This window comes from Paenibacillus sp. FSL R7-0297 (assembly GCF_038009025.1).
GTDB lineage: Bacteria > Bacillota > Bacilli > Paenibacillales > Paenibacillaceae > Paenibacillus_AQ.
In genome coordinates, this window is record NZ_JBBPAQ010000001.1 from 2135688 (window position 1) to 2149141 (window position 13454).

Consider the following 13454-nt stretch of genomic DNA (forward strand, 5'->3'; position numbering starts at 1 on the left):
GAGCACAGGGCTTGTCGGCAACGGCAGGCCCTCTGCAGTATATAAGGGGACTGTACGGATGGATACAATAGTGAAGCTGGATCTGCAGGATGAGATAACGCTGGATGAGCTCTGGAGTCTTCAGCATAAGGCGTACCGCCTGGAAGCGGAGATCATAGGGTTCCGTGATATTCCGCCGCTGCTGGAGACGAGAGACATGCTGAGCCGGGTTAAAGAGGACTTCTACGGCTGTCTCGACGACAATGAGGAGCTCATGGGGGCTGTTGCAGTGATGGAAGAGGCTCCCGGTAAGCTGACCGTTACACGCATGATGGTAAGTCCGGATCATTTTCGCCAAGGGGTGGCGGGCAGAATGTTAGAATTTATCTTTGCCCGTTATGGGGAAATGGAACAGTTTATCGTATCAACGGGGAAGCTGAATATTCCGGCAGTAACGCTCTACACCAAACACGGGTTTATTCCTGCAGGTGTTGAAGAGGTAGCTCCGGGTGTGGAGCTGATAGAATTTCACCGGAGCGGCAGGATTGAATGAGAAGCGGAGCAAACGTTCTGAAAGGAGGAGTGCCGAGATGAATTCAGGTCAACATGATCATGAGAATAATCCCGTGCAGGATGAAGAGAAGGAAGCTGATTTGCAGGAAGCTGAAGCTGGCGGAGAACCTAAGGCCCCTTATATCCCTCCCCGCCAAAAGCGGCGTCCCCGCAAACGCAAATTTATAGCCGGCCTGCTGGCTGCAGTTATTCCCGGCACGGGACATCTGTATCTCGGGCTGCTCCGTAAAGGAATTTCGTTTATTTTTCTTATTCTGCTGGATATTGTAGCGCTACTGTACTTCTCCTCTATCGGGATGCAGATCAATGTACCGCTTCTAATTTTGCTGGCGCTCCTGATCCCGGCATTGTACTTCTATAATGTGTTCGATGTGCTCCAGTCTGCAGACCGGATATTGCGCTTCCCTGAAGAGCATGACCCTGAACTATCGGATATGAAGGATTCTGCGAAGAATGCAGGGCGCCGGGTGAGAATCAGCGAGCCGGGGGTTTCCTTTGGTCTGCTGCTGCTCTTTGGCGGGACGCTGCTCTTCCTCTTCCGCCAGAAGCCGCCCTGGCTTCAAGTGTTCATTGAGAACTCCGCTGGTGCAACCGTAGCGGTTCTGCTGATGATTCTGGGCCTGCTGCTGGGTGTACGGGAGATTGCTAAGGACTCAGGCGCACGTCTGAGCAAGGAACGGCGGAGCCGGCGTGTGGGCAGATACACTGCATCCGCAGTACTGATTGCTGTCGGAGTTCTGTTGCTCGTGGATTGGCGTGAAGGAACAGATTATATGATGATGCTGCTGAAATGGTGGCCTGTCATTCCGGTATTATGGGGAGCGGAGTATTTGTTAATTCACTTCTTTTCCCGCCGCCGCAGCCAGAACGCTACTATTGCCAGAGCCCGTATGGACCTGCGCGGACTGTTCTCGGCTATCCTGCTCTCGGCATGCGTATTTATCGTAACGGAGCAGGAGCATTATCTGCATCTGTGGAACCGGGTTAGTCTTAATTTGACTGTAGCGGCAGTTGATTATGGAGAAGCTGAAGGAAGCCGTTATGAGAAGGCTCCGCTTATTGTTCCAGTTGAACTGAATACGTCTGGAATCAACATTGATGCGATTAACGGAGATATTCTGATCCACCGGGCTCCAGTGGAGGATATTGAGATTACAGCAACAGTCTGGGTGGATCAGTTGGACGGCGTACTTGCCGAATCCATAGCGGATCAGTCTTTTGTCGATGTGACAGAAGACACGACGATCAAGATCACTCCCCAGGGGAAGGTGTACGGTGAATCCGGCAAACGCCAGCCGCGGATAGATCTGGACATTTCCCTCCCCGAGGACCGCCGGTTTGATCTGGGGGTCCGTACGATGAACGGCGGTATTACTCTGCAGAACGTGGAGGCTATTTCAGATATTTCTCTGGAGACAGGGAACGGGGAACTTATTCTGCACCGTATTTACGGCAATGTAAAAGGTAAAACCCTCAATGGAGCAGTACGCGCCAGAAACGTACAGGGGAGTGTTGAACTGACTACAAGCGGTGGTGATATGGGGGCCTGGGAGGTTAGCGGGGCTCTGAAGCTCTCATCGGCAGTTGGTAATATATCGGCAACGGATAGCGGAGATGCGCTGGATCTGTCCACGAAGAACGGCAATGTGGAGGTAGCCGGAGCCAGATCGAAGCTGCATGCCGAATCTTTGAATGGCAGAATCAACATTCGTTCGAACGACTTCGGCGGAGACTGGGATATCTACAGTGCTGTCGGAGATATCGATCTCTACTTGCCGCTTACGGGTAATTATACGGTGGAGGGCTCAAGCGGGTACGGGGATATTGTAACGGACCTGCCGGGACTTGTAATCGACAAAAAAAACCTCTCCGGCCAGATCGGAACGGGTGAGTTCAAGCTTCGTGTGGATGGAAACAGCAATCTAAATGTGAGCAAATATTGAATTAAGTAATTTTTATTATATAATAATAAATATAATGTAAGGACTTCGTTGACAACATTGAAAGCCCGGTCTTACAATTACATTAGAGTTATTATTAAGTTGTATAATTAAAGGCGGTGGCATGGATGGGTAGTGGCGTACAGCATGCATTGGAGCAACTGAAGACAACCGGTGTCCGTATTACGCCTCAGCGTCATGCGATTCTTACGTACCTGATGGAAGCGATGAATCATCCTACGGCAGACGATATTTACCGAGCGCTTGAGCCTCAGTTTCCCAGTATGAGTGTGGCAACGGTGTATAACAATCTTAAGATGTTTATAGAAGCGGGTATGGTCCGCGAGCTGACCTACGGTGATAATTCCAGCCGTTTCGATGCCAATGTGTCTGATCATTATCATGTCATCTGCCAGGAATGCGGTAAGATTGAGGATTTCAGCTATTCTTCTCTCCATGAGGTAGAGGAGCGTGCCGAATTGGCTACAGGCTTTAAGATTCATGGATTACGTATGGAACTGTATGGTGTTTGCAAATGCTGCAACGAGAAGCAGCACTAAGATATGGAATTGCAGGCGTGTAGAATCCGAATGCGGATTGTACACGCTTTTTTCTATGGAGCTGTTACAAAAATACAAAGCTTCCAGCAGTTTGGCGCAACCAATAGGGCCGCGATGTCGTATACTTAACAGAAGTGCTATCTGATTATAAATTTATCATACTGTTTGGAGGATATATTTTGGACAGAAGACAGAGACAAAGACGCGTCAAAAAGCGTGGAAGTCTTTTTCGCCGCTTATTGGGACTTGTCATTATAGCTGCCGCAGCCTTTTGGGTTGTTTATTATGTATTACCGAACCGTCAGCATCTGGATCCGGATTGGAAGGGGCTGGAGAAGCCTGTTTTTGTTAAGGGAGAGCTTACCGGATACTCAGCCTCAGGTACAGGGGACAGCCTGCTATTACCACTGCCGCTATTACAGGAATACGTAGATTCATCTATCCGTTACGAGGAAAAGAGCAAGTCTGTGATTCTGTCGACAGACAGCAGTCTTTTATATATGCAGGAGGATTCAACAGCAGCAAGTTTGAACAATGAGCCCCTGCAGCTTCGTCTTGCGCCTGAAGAGAAGGATGGGGTGACATATCTTCCGGCAGATACACTGGAGGACTTATATGGCTTTGAGGTAGACGAGGATAGCAGTACCGGTGCCGTTCTGTTAATGACTGCCGGCGAAACGGTGCCGTTAGGCAAAGTGAAGGGTAAGGAAGGCGGACGGACCAAAGCGCTCCGCAGCGGAGACTCCGTACATGCGCCAATCCTTGCTGATATGCCGCCGGGAGCCACAGTGAGAATCTGGAATTCAGACATCAAAGGCTGGCTGTATGTGCAGCTGGAGAGCGGATATACAGGCTTCGTCAAGGCGGACGATATTCTAGCAGACGGGAATAGGACAGTAGTGCAGCAGCCTGTGGCTCCTACCCGTGCCGAACGCAGCTGGAAAGGAAAGCCCGTTAATATGTTCTGGGAGGCAGTCTACGAACGCAAGCCGAATCCTGCGAAATTTGCTGATTTGCCAGGAATTAATGTGGTTAGTCCAACCTGGTTCAGCATTATCGATGTTAATGGTAATGTACGCAGCCAGGCTGACAGCGCCTATGTAGAGTGGGCTCACACCCAGGGCATGGAGGTATGGGGACTGCTCAGCAACAGCTTTGAGGCAGACCTGACTACGGAGGCACTATCCACGTATGACAGACGGATGAATACAATTGTGCAAATGCTGAAGTATGCGGATCTGTACAACCTGGACGGTATTAATATCGACTTTGAGAATGTATACACCAAGGACGGACCTAATGTAACCCAGTTCATGCGGGAACTGAAGCCCATGGCACAGAGCCGGAATCTGATTGTCTCTATTGATGTAACACCGAAATCAAACAGTGAAATGTGGTCCTTGTTCCTGGATCGCCGGGCGCTTGGAGCCGTGTCGGATTTCCTGATCGTGATGGCTTACGATGAGCATTGGGCGGCCAGTCCGGTTGCCGGTTCTGTAGCTTCCCTGCCGTGGGTGAGGAATTCTATAAGCCGGATTATTGAAGAGGATGAAGTGCCTGCCGAGAAGCTGATTCTGGGGGTGCCATTGTACACTCGTATCTGGACCGAGAAGACCGAGAAAGGTGAAAACAAAGTAAGTTCCAAGGCCGTCAGTATGAATGCGGTTCAGGAGATACTTGCCGAGAAGAAGCTGACACCGGTTCTTGATAAGGAAGCAGGACAGAATTATGTGGAATACAAAGAAGAGGGTGCTCTGCGCAAAATATGGATTGAGGATAAAGTTTCGCTGGCAGCCAGAGTCGATCTGGCGCAGTCCTTCGGCCTTGGCGGGGTAGCCTCATGGAATCGGAGCTTTGCCAATCCGGAAGCGTGGGAAGCACTCAAAGCGATTGTTGAATAATGCTTAGGGGGATTAAATATAAAACGGGTGTCGTCCAGTAGAGGACGACACCCGTTTTTGTTTGTATCCGGCAGGAGATTATTTCTGTAAAGACATATGAATTCGATTATTGCTTCAATTGCTGGACTTCAAGTTCTTCAGCGGTAATTGTGGCTTGTGCAGGGTCCATCGTGAGGATGGTGTGACAGAACATACAGCGGTCCGTTTTGCCAAGCATTTTGGTCAGCTTATGGCATTCGGGACATTCCACCTGGACAGCACTGGTTGAGAGCATGCCCGCCCAGAAGTAGATGGCCAGACTGGCCATCATGGAGATTAGACCAATGACGAGACCGATAGCAGCGACAACCTTGCCTGCAGACCCCCAGAATACAATGCCTGCGGTTCCCATAATCATAAGGCCCATACCCAGCATCGTAAGAAGCAGTCCCCATGTACGAAAAGCGTTGATTTTGGCCGATTTAAATTTCATGAGTATTATCTCCTAACTGAAATATAGTTCGGTTATCCAGGAGGAACTGACATGAATATGTAGAATATCATTTATGTAAAGAGAATTATAACTGACTGGATGCAAAATCGCCAAATTTGATGGAGGGAAGTATGGAACTGTCCAATTTGACCCTATTAAGTGGGGAGACATTTGATGAGAATGTTCTTGGAGCCGTTGCTTTGCGGCAAAGAGGCAATGATACATTTCAGAGCGCGCTGCTGCATGACTTTGATATGATGGTGCTCATGCTGCATGAGGAACAGGAGACAGAGCGAATTATAACCCACACCATTGCCGGGGACCGGCGGACGCAATCCGTGCATGTGGGTCTATCTGCTTTGGAACGCGCTGTGATGGCAGGGGACAATAATGAACTCCTTACCAGTTTAATGTCCGGTGAGGTGATCTGGGACCCTAAGGGAATATTGGCGGAGATGCGGAAGGAACTCATTCAGTTCCAAGGTCCGCTGAAAGAGCGGGTATTGTTTATGGAATTCTCCCGGTTCCTACATATGTATGTGAAGTCGAAACGTTACCTTGAAGCAGGCTGTACTATGGATGCTTATAACTGCGTGCTGATCGCTCTGTATCATTGGGCACGTATTGAAGTGAGCGAGGCCGGATATTTTCCGGAGCCCGCAGTGTGGGGACAGGTCAAAAATTTGAATTCTCCGGTTCATAAGTTATATGAAGAACTGACAGTAAGTACAGAAACGCTGGAGCAGAGAGTCGAACTGATTTTGCTGGCCTGCGAGTTTGCGTTAATGTCAAAAATGGCGGATTGTTGCGCCATGCTGCTCCATATCCTGAGCAGCCGCAAGGAGGCTTGGAGTATCAAGGAACTTCTGCAGCATTCAGGACTGAGCCAGCTCCAGGCAGAGCTACCGCTTGTTCTGCGCAAGCTTGTATCGCGTTCATTAATTAGAGAAATTACTTCTTGGGCTGTAGAGGCCGGGGACGGACATGCAATTCGGTATACCCTTTAGTTAGGTGGCTGTCCACGGACATGAATAGACCTATAATAGAAAAAGTAAGCAGGAGGATGGAGAGAGGTAGTGTACTCTCTTTTTTTATTTGTTCCTTGCTGCATGAGCGCAGATAATGAGGGGAATATTTAGGGTTGACTAGGACGCAACTTATGTGATAAATTATAACTCGTCCCTCTGACATAACGATGCGCTGCAAAGCAGTCGTAAATCAGCCAAAAAAAGAAATCAAAAAAAAGGTTGACTAAAACGAGGGCGCTGTGATATATTATAAAGGTCGCTGCTGAAACAAATAACGGCGACAAAAGATGAGACATTGATCTTTGAAAACTGAACAACGAGTGAGTGGGAGATCGCTTCGGCGAGATCCAAAAAAGAGAATGAAAATTCTCGTCAGATGTTTCAAAATGAGCAATCGCTCTTTCTAAAACCAATTTGGAGAGTTTGATCCTGGCTCAGGACGAACGCTGGCGGCATGCCTAATACATGCAAGTCGAGCGGAGTTCATTTGAAAGCTTGCTTTCAAATGAATTTAGCGGCGGACGGGTGAGTAACACGTAGGCAACCTGCCCTCAAGACTGGGATAACTACCGGAAACGGTAGCTAATACCGGATAATTTCTTTCCTCTCCTGAAGAGAGAATGAAAGGCGGAGCAATCTGCCACTTGGGGATGGGCCTGCGGCGCATTAGCTAGTTGGTGGGGTAACGGCTCACCAAGGCGACGATGCGTAGCCGACCTGAGAGGGTGAACGGCCACACTGGGACTGAGACACGGCCCAGACTCCTACGGGAGGCAGCAGTAGGGAATCTTCCGCAATGGGCGAAAGCCTGACGGAGCAATGCCGCGTGAGTGATGAAGGTTTTCGGATCGTAAAGCTCTGTTGCCAGGGAAGAACGTCCGGTAGAGTAACTGCTACCGGAGTGACGGTACCTGAGAAGAAAGCCCCGGCTAACTACGTGCCAGCAGCCGCGGTAATACGTAGGGGGCAAGCGTTGTCCGGAATTATTGGGCGTAAAGCGCGCGCAGGCGGTCATTTAAGTCTGGTGTTTAAACCTTGGGCTCAACCTGGGGTCGCACTGGAAACTGGGTGACTTGAGTACAGAAGAGGAAAGTGGAATTCCACGTGTAGCGGTGAAATGCGTAGATATGTGGAGGAACACCAGTGGCGAAGGCGACTTTCTGGGCTGTAACTGACGCTGAGGCGCGAAAGCGTGGGGAGCAAACAGGATTAGATACCCTGGTAGTCCACGCCGTAAACGATGAGTGCTAGGTGTTAGGGGTTTCGATACCCTTGGTGCCGAAGTTAACACAGTAAGCACTCCGCCTGGGGAGTACGGTCGCAAGACTGAAACTCAAAGGAATTGACGGGGACCCGCACAAGCAGTGGAGTATGTGGTTTAATTCGAAGCAACGCGAAGAACCTTACCAGGTCTTGACATCCCGATGAAAGCATTAGAGATAGTGCCCCTCTTCGGAGCATCGGAGACAGGTGGTGCATGGTTGTCGTCAGCTCGTGTCGTGAGATGTTGGGTTAAGTCCCGCAACGAGCGCAACCCTTGACTTTAGTTGCCAGCAGGTAAGGCTGGGCACTCTAGAGTGACTGCCGGTGACAAACCGGAGGAAGGTGGGGATGACGTCAAATCATCATGCCCCTTATGACCTGGGCTACACACGTACTACAATGGCCGGTACAACGGGAAGCGAAACCGCGAGGTGGAGCCAATCCCAGCAAAGCCGGTCTCAGTTCGGATTGCAGGCTGCAACTCGCCTGCATGAAGTCGGAATTGCTAGTAATCGCGGATCAGCATGCCGCGGTGAATACGTTCCCGGGTCTTGTACACACCGCCCGTCACACCACGAGAGTTTACAACACCCGAAGTCGGTGGGGTAACCCGCAAGGGAGCCAGCCGCCGAAGGTGGGGTAGATGATTGGGGTGAAGTCGTAACAAGGTAGCCGTATCGGAAGGTGCGGCTGGATCACCTCCTTTCTATGGAGAATCGTTTCCTGCAACGGAAACATTCAAATCGGAAGCTAAAGCTTCCACAACGAACCTTAGGGTTCAAACACTCACTCGTTGGTCAGTTTTGAGAGTTTAAGCTCTCATCTTTAAACTGTCTGAATTTTCGAACATCACAGTCGTGATTGTCCCGAAATTTCAGCACCTTGATCCTTGAAAACTGGATACCGAAACGAATTTGCGTTTTAGAACATCTTTTAGCTGAAACTTGTGTAAGCAAGTTGAAATAGTTATTAGTCATGCTGAGCGATGGTTTTGGATTATGAGCGACTTTTGGCTTTAAACAGACTAGCGGACGGATTCATCCGGAAGCGCTGTTTAAAACAAGATGAGCGAATGAGCCAATACCGGAGCGATTGGTTAAGCTAATAAGAGCACACGGAGGATGCCTAGGCGCCAGGAGCCGACGAAGGACGTGGCGAACAACGAAACTGCCTCGGGGAGCTGTAAGCAAGCTTTGATCCGGGGGTGTCCGAATGGGGAAACCCAGCTGTGGTAATTCGCAGTTACTCGTATCTGAATACATAGGATACGCAGAGGCAGACCAGGGGAACTGAAACATCTAAGTACCCTGAGGAAGAGAAAACAATAGTGATTCCGTCAGTAGCGGCGAGCGAACGCGGAACAGCCTAAACCAAGGGGCTTGCCCCTTGGGGTTGTGGGACGTCTCACATGGAGTTACAAAGGAATATGGTAGGCGAAGAGGTCTGGAAAGGCCCGCGATAGAGGTAAAAGCCCTGTAGCCTAAACTGTGTTCTCTCCGAGACGGATCCCGAGTAGTGCGGGGCACGTGAAACCCCGTATGAATCCAGCAGGACCATCTGCTAAGGCTAAATACTACCTGGCGACCGATAGTGAAACAGTACCGTGAGGGAAAGGTGAAAAGCACCCCGGAAGGGGAGTGAAATAGAACCTGAAACCGTGTGCTTACAAAAAGTCAGAGCCCTATTACTGGGTGATGGCGTGCCTTTTGTAGAATGAACCGGCGAGTTACGTTTAACATGCAAGGTTAAGTCGAGAAGACGGAGCCGCAGCGAAAGCGAGTCTGAATAGGGCGAATGAGTATGTGGACGTAGACCCGAAACCGTGTGATCTACCCCTGTCCAGGGTGAAGGTGCGGTAACACGCACTGGAGGCCCGAACCCACGCATGTTGAAAAATGCGGGGATGAGGTGGGGGTAGCGGAGAAATTCCAATCGAACTCGGAGATAGCTGGTTCTCCCCGAAATAGCTTTAGGGCTAGCCTCGGTGAATGGAGTGGTGGAGGTAGAGCACTGATTGGGTGCGGGGCCCGCAAGGGTTACCAAGCTCAGTCAAACTCCGAATGCCATTAACTTCTTGCCGGGAGTCAGACAGTGAGTGCTAAGATCCATTGTCAAAAGGGAAACAGCCCAGACCATCAGCTAAGGTCCCCAAGTGTGTGTTAAGTGGGAAAGGATGTGGAGTTGCACAGACAACCAGGATGTTGGCTTAGAAGCAGCCACCATTGAAAGAGTGCGTAATAGCTCACTGGTCGAGTGACTCTGCGCCGAAAATGTAACGGGGCTAAACACACCACCGAAGCTATGGCTAGATACTTTGTATCTGGGGTAGGGGAGCGTTGTATGTGGGTTGAAGGTGTACCGTAAGGAGCGCTGGACAGCATACAAGTGAGAATGCCGGTATGAGTAACGAAAAGATCAGTGAGAATCTGATCCGCCGAAAGCCCAAGGTTTCCTGAGGAAGGCTCGTCCGCTCAGGGTAAGTCGGGACCTAAGGCGAGGCCGAAAGGCGTAGTCGAAGGACAACAGTTTGAAATTACTGTACCACCGTAATCCGCTATGAGCGATGGGGTGACGCAGGAGGGTAGTGACGCGGACTGATGGATGTGTCCGTCTAAGCAGTGAGGCTGATGTGTAGGCAAATCCGCACATCATTAAGGCTGGGCTGTGATGGGGAGCGAAAATTGTAGTAGCGAAGGTCATGATCTCACACTGCCAAGAAAAGCCTCTAGCCAGGAGAAGGTGCCCGTACCGCAAACCGACACAGGTAGGCGAGAAGAGAATTCTAAGGCGCGCGGAAGAACTCTCGTTAAGGAACTCGGCAAAATGACCTCGTAACTTCGGGAGAAGAGGTGCCTCGGTAGGGTGAATAGCCCGAGGGGGCCGCAGTGAAAAGGCCCAAGCGACTGTTTAGCAAAAACACAGGTCTGTGCGAAGCCGCAAGGCGAAGTATACGGGCTGACGCCTGCCCGGTGCTGGAAGGTTAAGGGGAGTGGTTAGGGGCAACCCGAAGCTGTGAACCGAAGCCCCAGTAAACGGCGGCCGTAACTATAACGGTCCTAAGGTAGCGAAATTCCTTGTCAGGTAAATTCTGACCCGCACGAATGGCGTAACGACTTGGGCGCTGTCTCAACGAGAGATCCGGTGAAATTTTAATACCTGTGAAGATGCAGGTTACCCGCGACAAGACGGAAAGACCCCATGGAGCTTTACTGCAGCTTGATATTGAATTTGGGTACGATCTGTACAGGATAGGTGGGAGCCGTAGAGGCAGGAGCGCAAGCTTCTGCGGAGGCGCCGTTGGGATACCACCCTGATCGTATCTAGGTTCTAACCTAGTACCCTAAGCGGGTACGGGGACCGTGTCAGGCGGGCAGTTTGACTGGGGCGGTCGCCTCCTAAAGAGTAACGGAGGCGTTCAAAGGTTCCCTCAGAATGGTTGGAAATCATTCGCAGAGTGCAAAGGCATAAGGGAGCTTGACTGCGAGACCTACAAGTCGAGCAGGGACGAAAGTCGGACTTAGTGATCCGGTGGTACCGCATGGAAGGGCCATCGCTCAACGGATAAAAGCTACCCTGGGGATAACAGGCTTATCTCCCCCAAGAGTCCACATCGACGGGGAGGTTTGGCACCTCGATGTCGGCTCATCGCATCCTGGGGCTGAAGTAGGTCCCAAGGGTTGGGCTGTTCGCCCATTAAAGCGGTACGCGAGCTGGGTTCAGAACGTCGTGAGACAGTTCGGTCCCTATCTGTCGTGGGCGCAGGAAATTTGAGAGGAGCTGTCCTTAGTACGAGAGGACCGGGATGGACGTACCGCTGGTGCATCAGTTGTTCCGCCAGGAGCATGGCTGAGTAGCTACGTACGGACGGGATAAGCGCTGAAAGCATCTAAGCGTGAAGCCCCCCTCAAGATGAGATTTCCCAACTAGTAAGACCCCTTGAAGACGACGAGGTAGATAGGTTGGAGGTGGAAGTGCAGCAATGCACGGAGCTGACCAATACTAATCGGTCGAGGGCTTATCCAAATTTCTTAGAGCGCAGATTCGTTTCGGATTCAGTTTTCAGGCGATCAAGCTTGATATGTATATTCCCTGATAGCTCAGTTGGTAGAGCACTCGACTGTTAATCGAGTTGTCACAGGTTCGAGTCCTGTTCGGGGAGCCATTTGGAGAGGTGTCCGAGTTTGGCCGAAGGAGCACGATTGGAAATCGTGTAGGCGCCACAAGCGTCTCGAGGGTTCGAATCCCTCTCTCTCCGTAGCTTTACTTTACAAGTAGTTAACAGCATGGCTCGTTGGTCAAGGGGTTAAGACACCTCCCTTTCACGGAGGTAACATGGGTTCGAATCCCATACGAGTCACCAATTTCTTCTTCGATTAATGGGATGAGAATTCCCTGGGTTCGTTGAAGCATAGGCATCGTAAGGAATACATCGCAATCTCGTAACGGAGTGGAGAGTATCTCATACGAGTCATATATGGAGGCTTAGCTCAGCTGGGAGAGCATCTGCCTTACAAGCAGAGGGTCGGGGGTTCGAACCCCTCAGCCTCCACCATCTATCTTTTAATAGAATAGATCTTTAACATTGACGCGGGGTGGAGCAGCCCGGTAGCTCGTCGGGCTCATAACCCGAAGGCCGCAGGTTCAAATCCTGCCCCCGCAACCAATTTGGAACCGTGGTGTAGTTGGCCTAACATGCCTGCCTGTCACGCAGGAGATCGCGGGTTCGAATCCCGTCGGTTCCGCCATCTTTATGAAAAAATGTTCGGCTCGGTAGCTCAGTCGGTAGAGCAAAGGACTGAAAATCCTTGTGTCGGGGGTTCGATTCCCTCCCGCGCCACCATATTTCTTACAACTTAATACGCCGGTGTAGCTCAATTGGTAGAGCAACTGACTTGTAATCAGTAGGTTGGGGGTTCAAGTCCTCTCGCCGGCACCATCCTCGGAGGCTTAGCGAAGTGGCCAAACGCATCAGACTGTAAATCTGCTCACGTACGTGTTCGGTGGTTCGAATCCATCAGCCTCCACCATTTTTAGGGGCATAGTTTAAAGGTAGAACAACGGTCTCCAAAACCGTTGGTGTGGGTTCAATTCCTGCTGCCCCTGCCAAGTAATATCCTATAAAATTTAATATGGCGATCGTGGCGAAGTGGTTAACGCACCGGATTGTGGTTCCGGCATTCGTGGGTTCGAGACCCATCGGTCGCCCCATTTCTTTTATAAGAGTTATAAGGCATTGCAATTAAATAAGCTTCATATGGCGACTGTGGCGAAGGGGTTAACGCACCGGATTGTGGTTCCGGCATTCGTGGGTTCGAGACCCATCAGTCGCCCCATTTTATTAAATCAAATGTTGGGGATTAGCCAAGCGGTAAGGCAACGGACTTTGACTCCGTCATTCATAGGTTCGATTCCTATATCCCCAGCCATTATATGCGGACGTGGCTCAGCGGTAGAGCATCGCCTTGCCAAGGCGAGGGTCGCGGGTTCGATTCCCGTCGTCCGCTCCATTTTTTGGTGCCATAGCCAAGTGGTAAGGCAAAGCTCTGCAAAAGCTTTATCCCCAGTTCAAATCTGGGTGGCACCTCCATTTTATTTTAGAATCAATTGTAAATAATATGTATATGCCGGCGTGGCGGAATGGCAGACGCGCTCGACTCAAAATCGAGTGGGAAACCGTGGAGGTTCGAGTCCTCTCGCCGGTATCTGCTAAAAGAGTTCATCAGAGATATTCTCTGGTG

At 50.5% G+C, this 13454-nt stretch carries 6 protein-coding genes, 16 tRNA genes and 2 rRNA genes; 23 read left to right on the forward strand and 1 reads right to left on the reverse strand.

Going from position 1 to position 13454, the window contains the following annotated elements; genetic code table 11:
- Positions 1-58 precede the first annotated feature (58 nt).
- The 4 genes from MKZ24_RS09385 to MKZ24_RS09400 all read left to right on the forward strand — a co-directional run bounded on the left by MKZ24_RS09385 (position 59) and on the right by MKZ24_RS09400 (position 4953).
- Positions 59-532, forward strand: a complete 474-nt coding sequence (locus MKZ24_RS09385) for a GNAT family N-acetyltransferase (protein WP_042239687.1) — start codon at positions 59-61, stop codon at positions 530-532.
- 37 nt (positions 533-569) lie between these two features.
- The gene (locus tag MKZ24_RS09390; protein ID WP_340782364.1) at positions 570-2495 is read left to right on the forward strand and encodes a DUF4097 family beta strand repeat-containing protein; all 1926 of its coding nucleotides are present in this window, start codon (positions 570-572) and stop codon (positions 2493-2495) included.
- Between the two features lie 125 nt (positions 2496-2620).
- Entirely contained in the window at positions 2621-3052 is a 432-nt protein-coding gene (locus MKZ24_RS09395; protein ID WP_039310392.1) for a Fur family transcriptional regulator, read from the forward strand.
- Positions 3053-3231: 179 nt separating this feature from the next.
- Positions 3232-4953, forward strand: a complete 1722-nt coding sequence (locus tag MKZ24_RS09400; protein WP_042239685.1) for a glycosyl hydrolase family 18 protein — start codon at positions 3232-3234, stop codon at positions 4951-4953.
- A gap of 106 nt (positions 4954-5059) precedes the next feature.
- Here the strand turns inward: MKZ24_RS09400 and MKZ24_RS09405 are convergent, their stop codons facing one another.
- Complete coding sequence (locus MKZ24_RS09405; protein WP_039310396.1) at positions 5060-5425, reverse strand: DUF2614 family zinc ribbon-containing protein; 366 nt, start codon at positions 5423-5425, stop codon at positions 5060-5062.
- Between the two features lie 131 nt (positions 5426-5556).
- Between MKZ24_RS09405 and MKZ24_RS09410 the strand changes: the two genes are divergently transcribed.
- From MKZ24_RS09410 to MKZ24_RS09500, 19 genes are all read left to right on the forward strand, one after another.
- Positions 5557-6432, forward strand: a complete 876-nt coding sequence (locus MKZ24_RS09410; RefSeq protein WP_042239683.1) for a nucleotidyltransferase-like protein — start codon at positions 5557-5559, stop codon at positions 6430-6432.
- Positions 6433-6864: 432 nt separating this feature from the next.
- Positions 6865-8422, forward strand: a 16S ribosomal RNA gene (locus MKZ24_RS09415).
- 388 nt (positions 8423-8810) lie between these two features.
- A 23S ribosomal RNA gene (locus MKZ24_RS09420) occupies positions 8811-11739 on the forward strand.
- Together the 16S and 23S rRNA genes with 16 tRNA genes alongside form the textbook arrangement of a ribosomal RNA operon.
- Before the next feature lie 63 nt (positions 11740-11802).
- A tRNA-Asn gene (locus tag MKZ24_RS09425) sits at positions 11803-11878 on the forward strand.
- A 3-nt stretch (positions 11879-11881) separates the two neighbouring features.
- Positions 11882-11971, forward strand: a tRNA-Ser gene (locus MKZ24_RS09430).
- A gap of 30 nt (positions 11972-12001) precedes the next feature.
- Positions 12002-12076: transfer RNA gene (locus MKZ24_RS09435), tRNA-Glu, on the forward strand.
- Positions 12077-12192: 116 nt separating this feature from the next.
- Positions 12193-12268 (forward strand) — tRNA-Val (locus tag MKZ24_RS09440).
- A 34-nt stretch (positions 12269-12302) separates the two neighbouring features.
- Positions 12303-12379, forward strand: a tRNA-Met gene (locus MKZ24_RS09445).
- Between the two features lie 4 nt (positions 12380-12383).
- Positions 12384-12461: transfer RNA gene (locus MKZ24_RS09450), tRNA-Asp, on the forward strand.
- Between the two features lie 19 nt (positions 12462-12480).
- Positions 12481-12556 (forward strand) — tRNA-Phe (locus MKZ24_RS09455).
- 20 nt (positions 12557-12576) lie between these two features.
- A tRNA-Thr gene (locus MKZ24_RS09460) sits at positions 12577-12652 on the forward strand.
- 5 nt (positions 12653-12657) lie between these two features.
- A tRNA-Tyr gene (locus MKZ24_RS09465) sits at positions 12658-12743 on the forward strand.
- Between the two features lie 5 nt (positions 12744-12748).
- Positions 12749-12822, forward strand: a tRNA-Trp gene (locus MKZ24_RS09470).
- Positions 12823-12848: 26 nt separating this feature from the next.
- Positions 12849-12924 (forward strand) — tRNA-His (locus MKZ24_RS09475).
- Between the two features lie 49 nt (positions 12925-12973).
- Positions 12974-13049: transfer RNA gene (locus MKZ24_RS09480), tRNA-His, on the forward strand.
- 18 nt (positions 13050-13067) lie between these two features.
- Positions 13068-13142 (forward strand) — tRNA-Gln (locus MKZ24_RS09485).
- A 6-nt stretch (positions 13143-13148) separates the two neighbouring features.
- Positions 13149-13223: transfer RNA gene (locus MKZ24_RS09490), tRNA-Gly, on the forward strand.
- A gap of 6 nt (positions 13224-13229) precedes the next feature.
- Positions 13230-13303: transfer RNA gene (locus MKZ24_RS09495), tRNA-Cys, on the forward strand.
- Positions 13304-13339: 36 nt separating this feature from the next.
- Positions 13340-13418 (forward strand) — tRNA-Leu (locus MKZ24_RS09500).
- The last annotated feature ends 36 nt before the right edge of the window (positions 13419-13454 follow it).

Excerpts from the sequence above, each read along its gene's own strand:
- MKZ24_RS09385 (WP_042239687.1), top strand. The coding sequence starts at position 59 with ATGGATACAATAGTGAAGCTGGATCTGCAGGATGAGATAACGCTGGAT.
- MKZ24_RS09390 (WP_340782364.1), top strand. The coding sequence starts at position 570 with ATGAATTCAGGTCAACATGATCATGAGAATAATCCCGTGCAGGATGAA.
- MKZ24_RS09395 (WP_039310392.1), top strand. The coding sequence starts at position 2,621 with ATGGGTAGTGGCGTACAGCATGCATTGGAGCAACTGAAGACAACCGGT.
- MKZ24_RS09405 (WP_039310396.1), bottom strand. The coding sequence starts at position 5,425 with ATGAAATTTAAATCGGCCAAAATCAACGCTTTTCGTACATGGGGACTG.
- MKZ24_RS09410 (WP_042239683.1), top strand. The coding sequence starts at position 5,557 with ATGGAACTGTCCAATTTGACCCTATTAAGTGGGGAGACATTTGATGAG.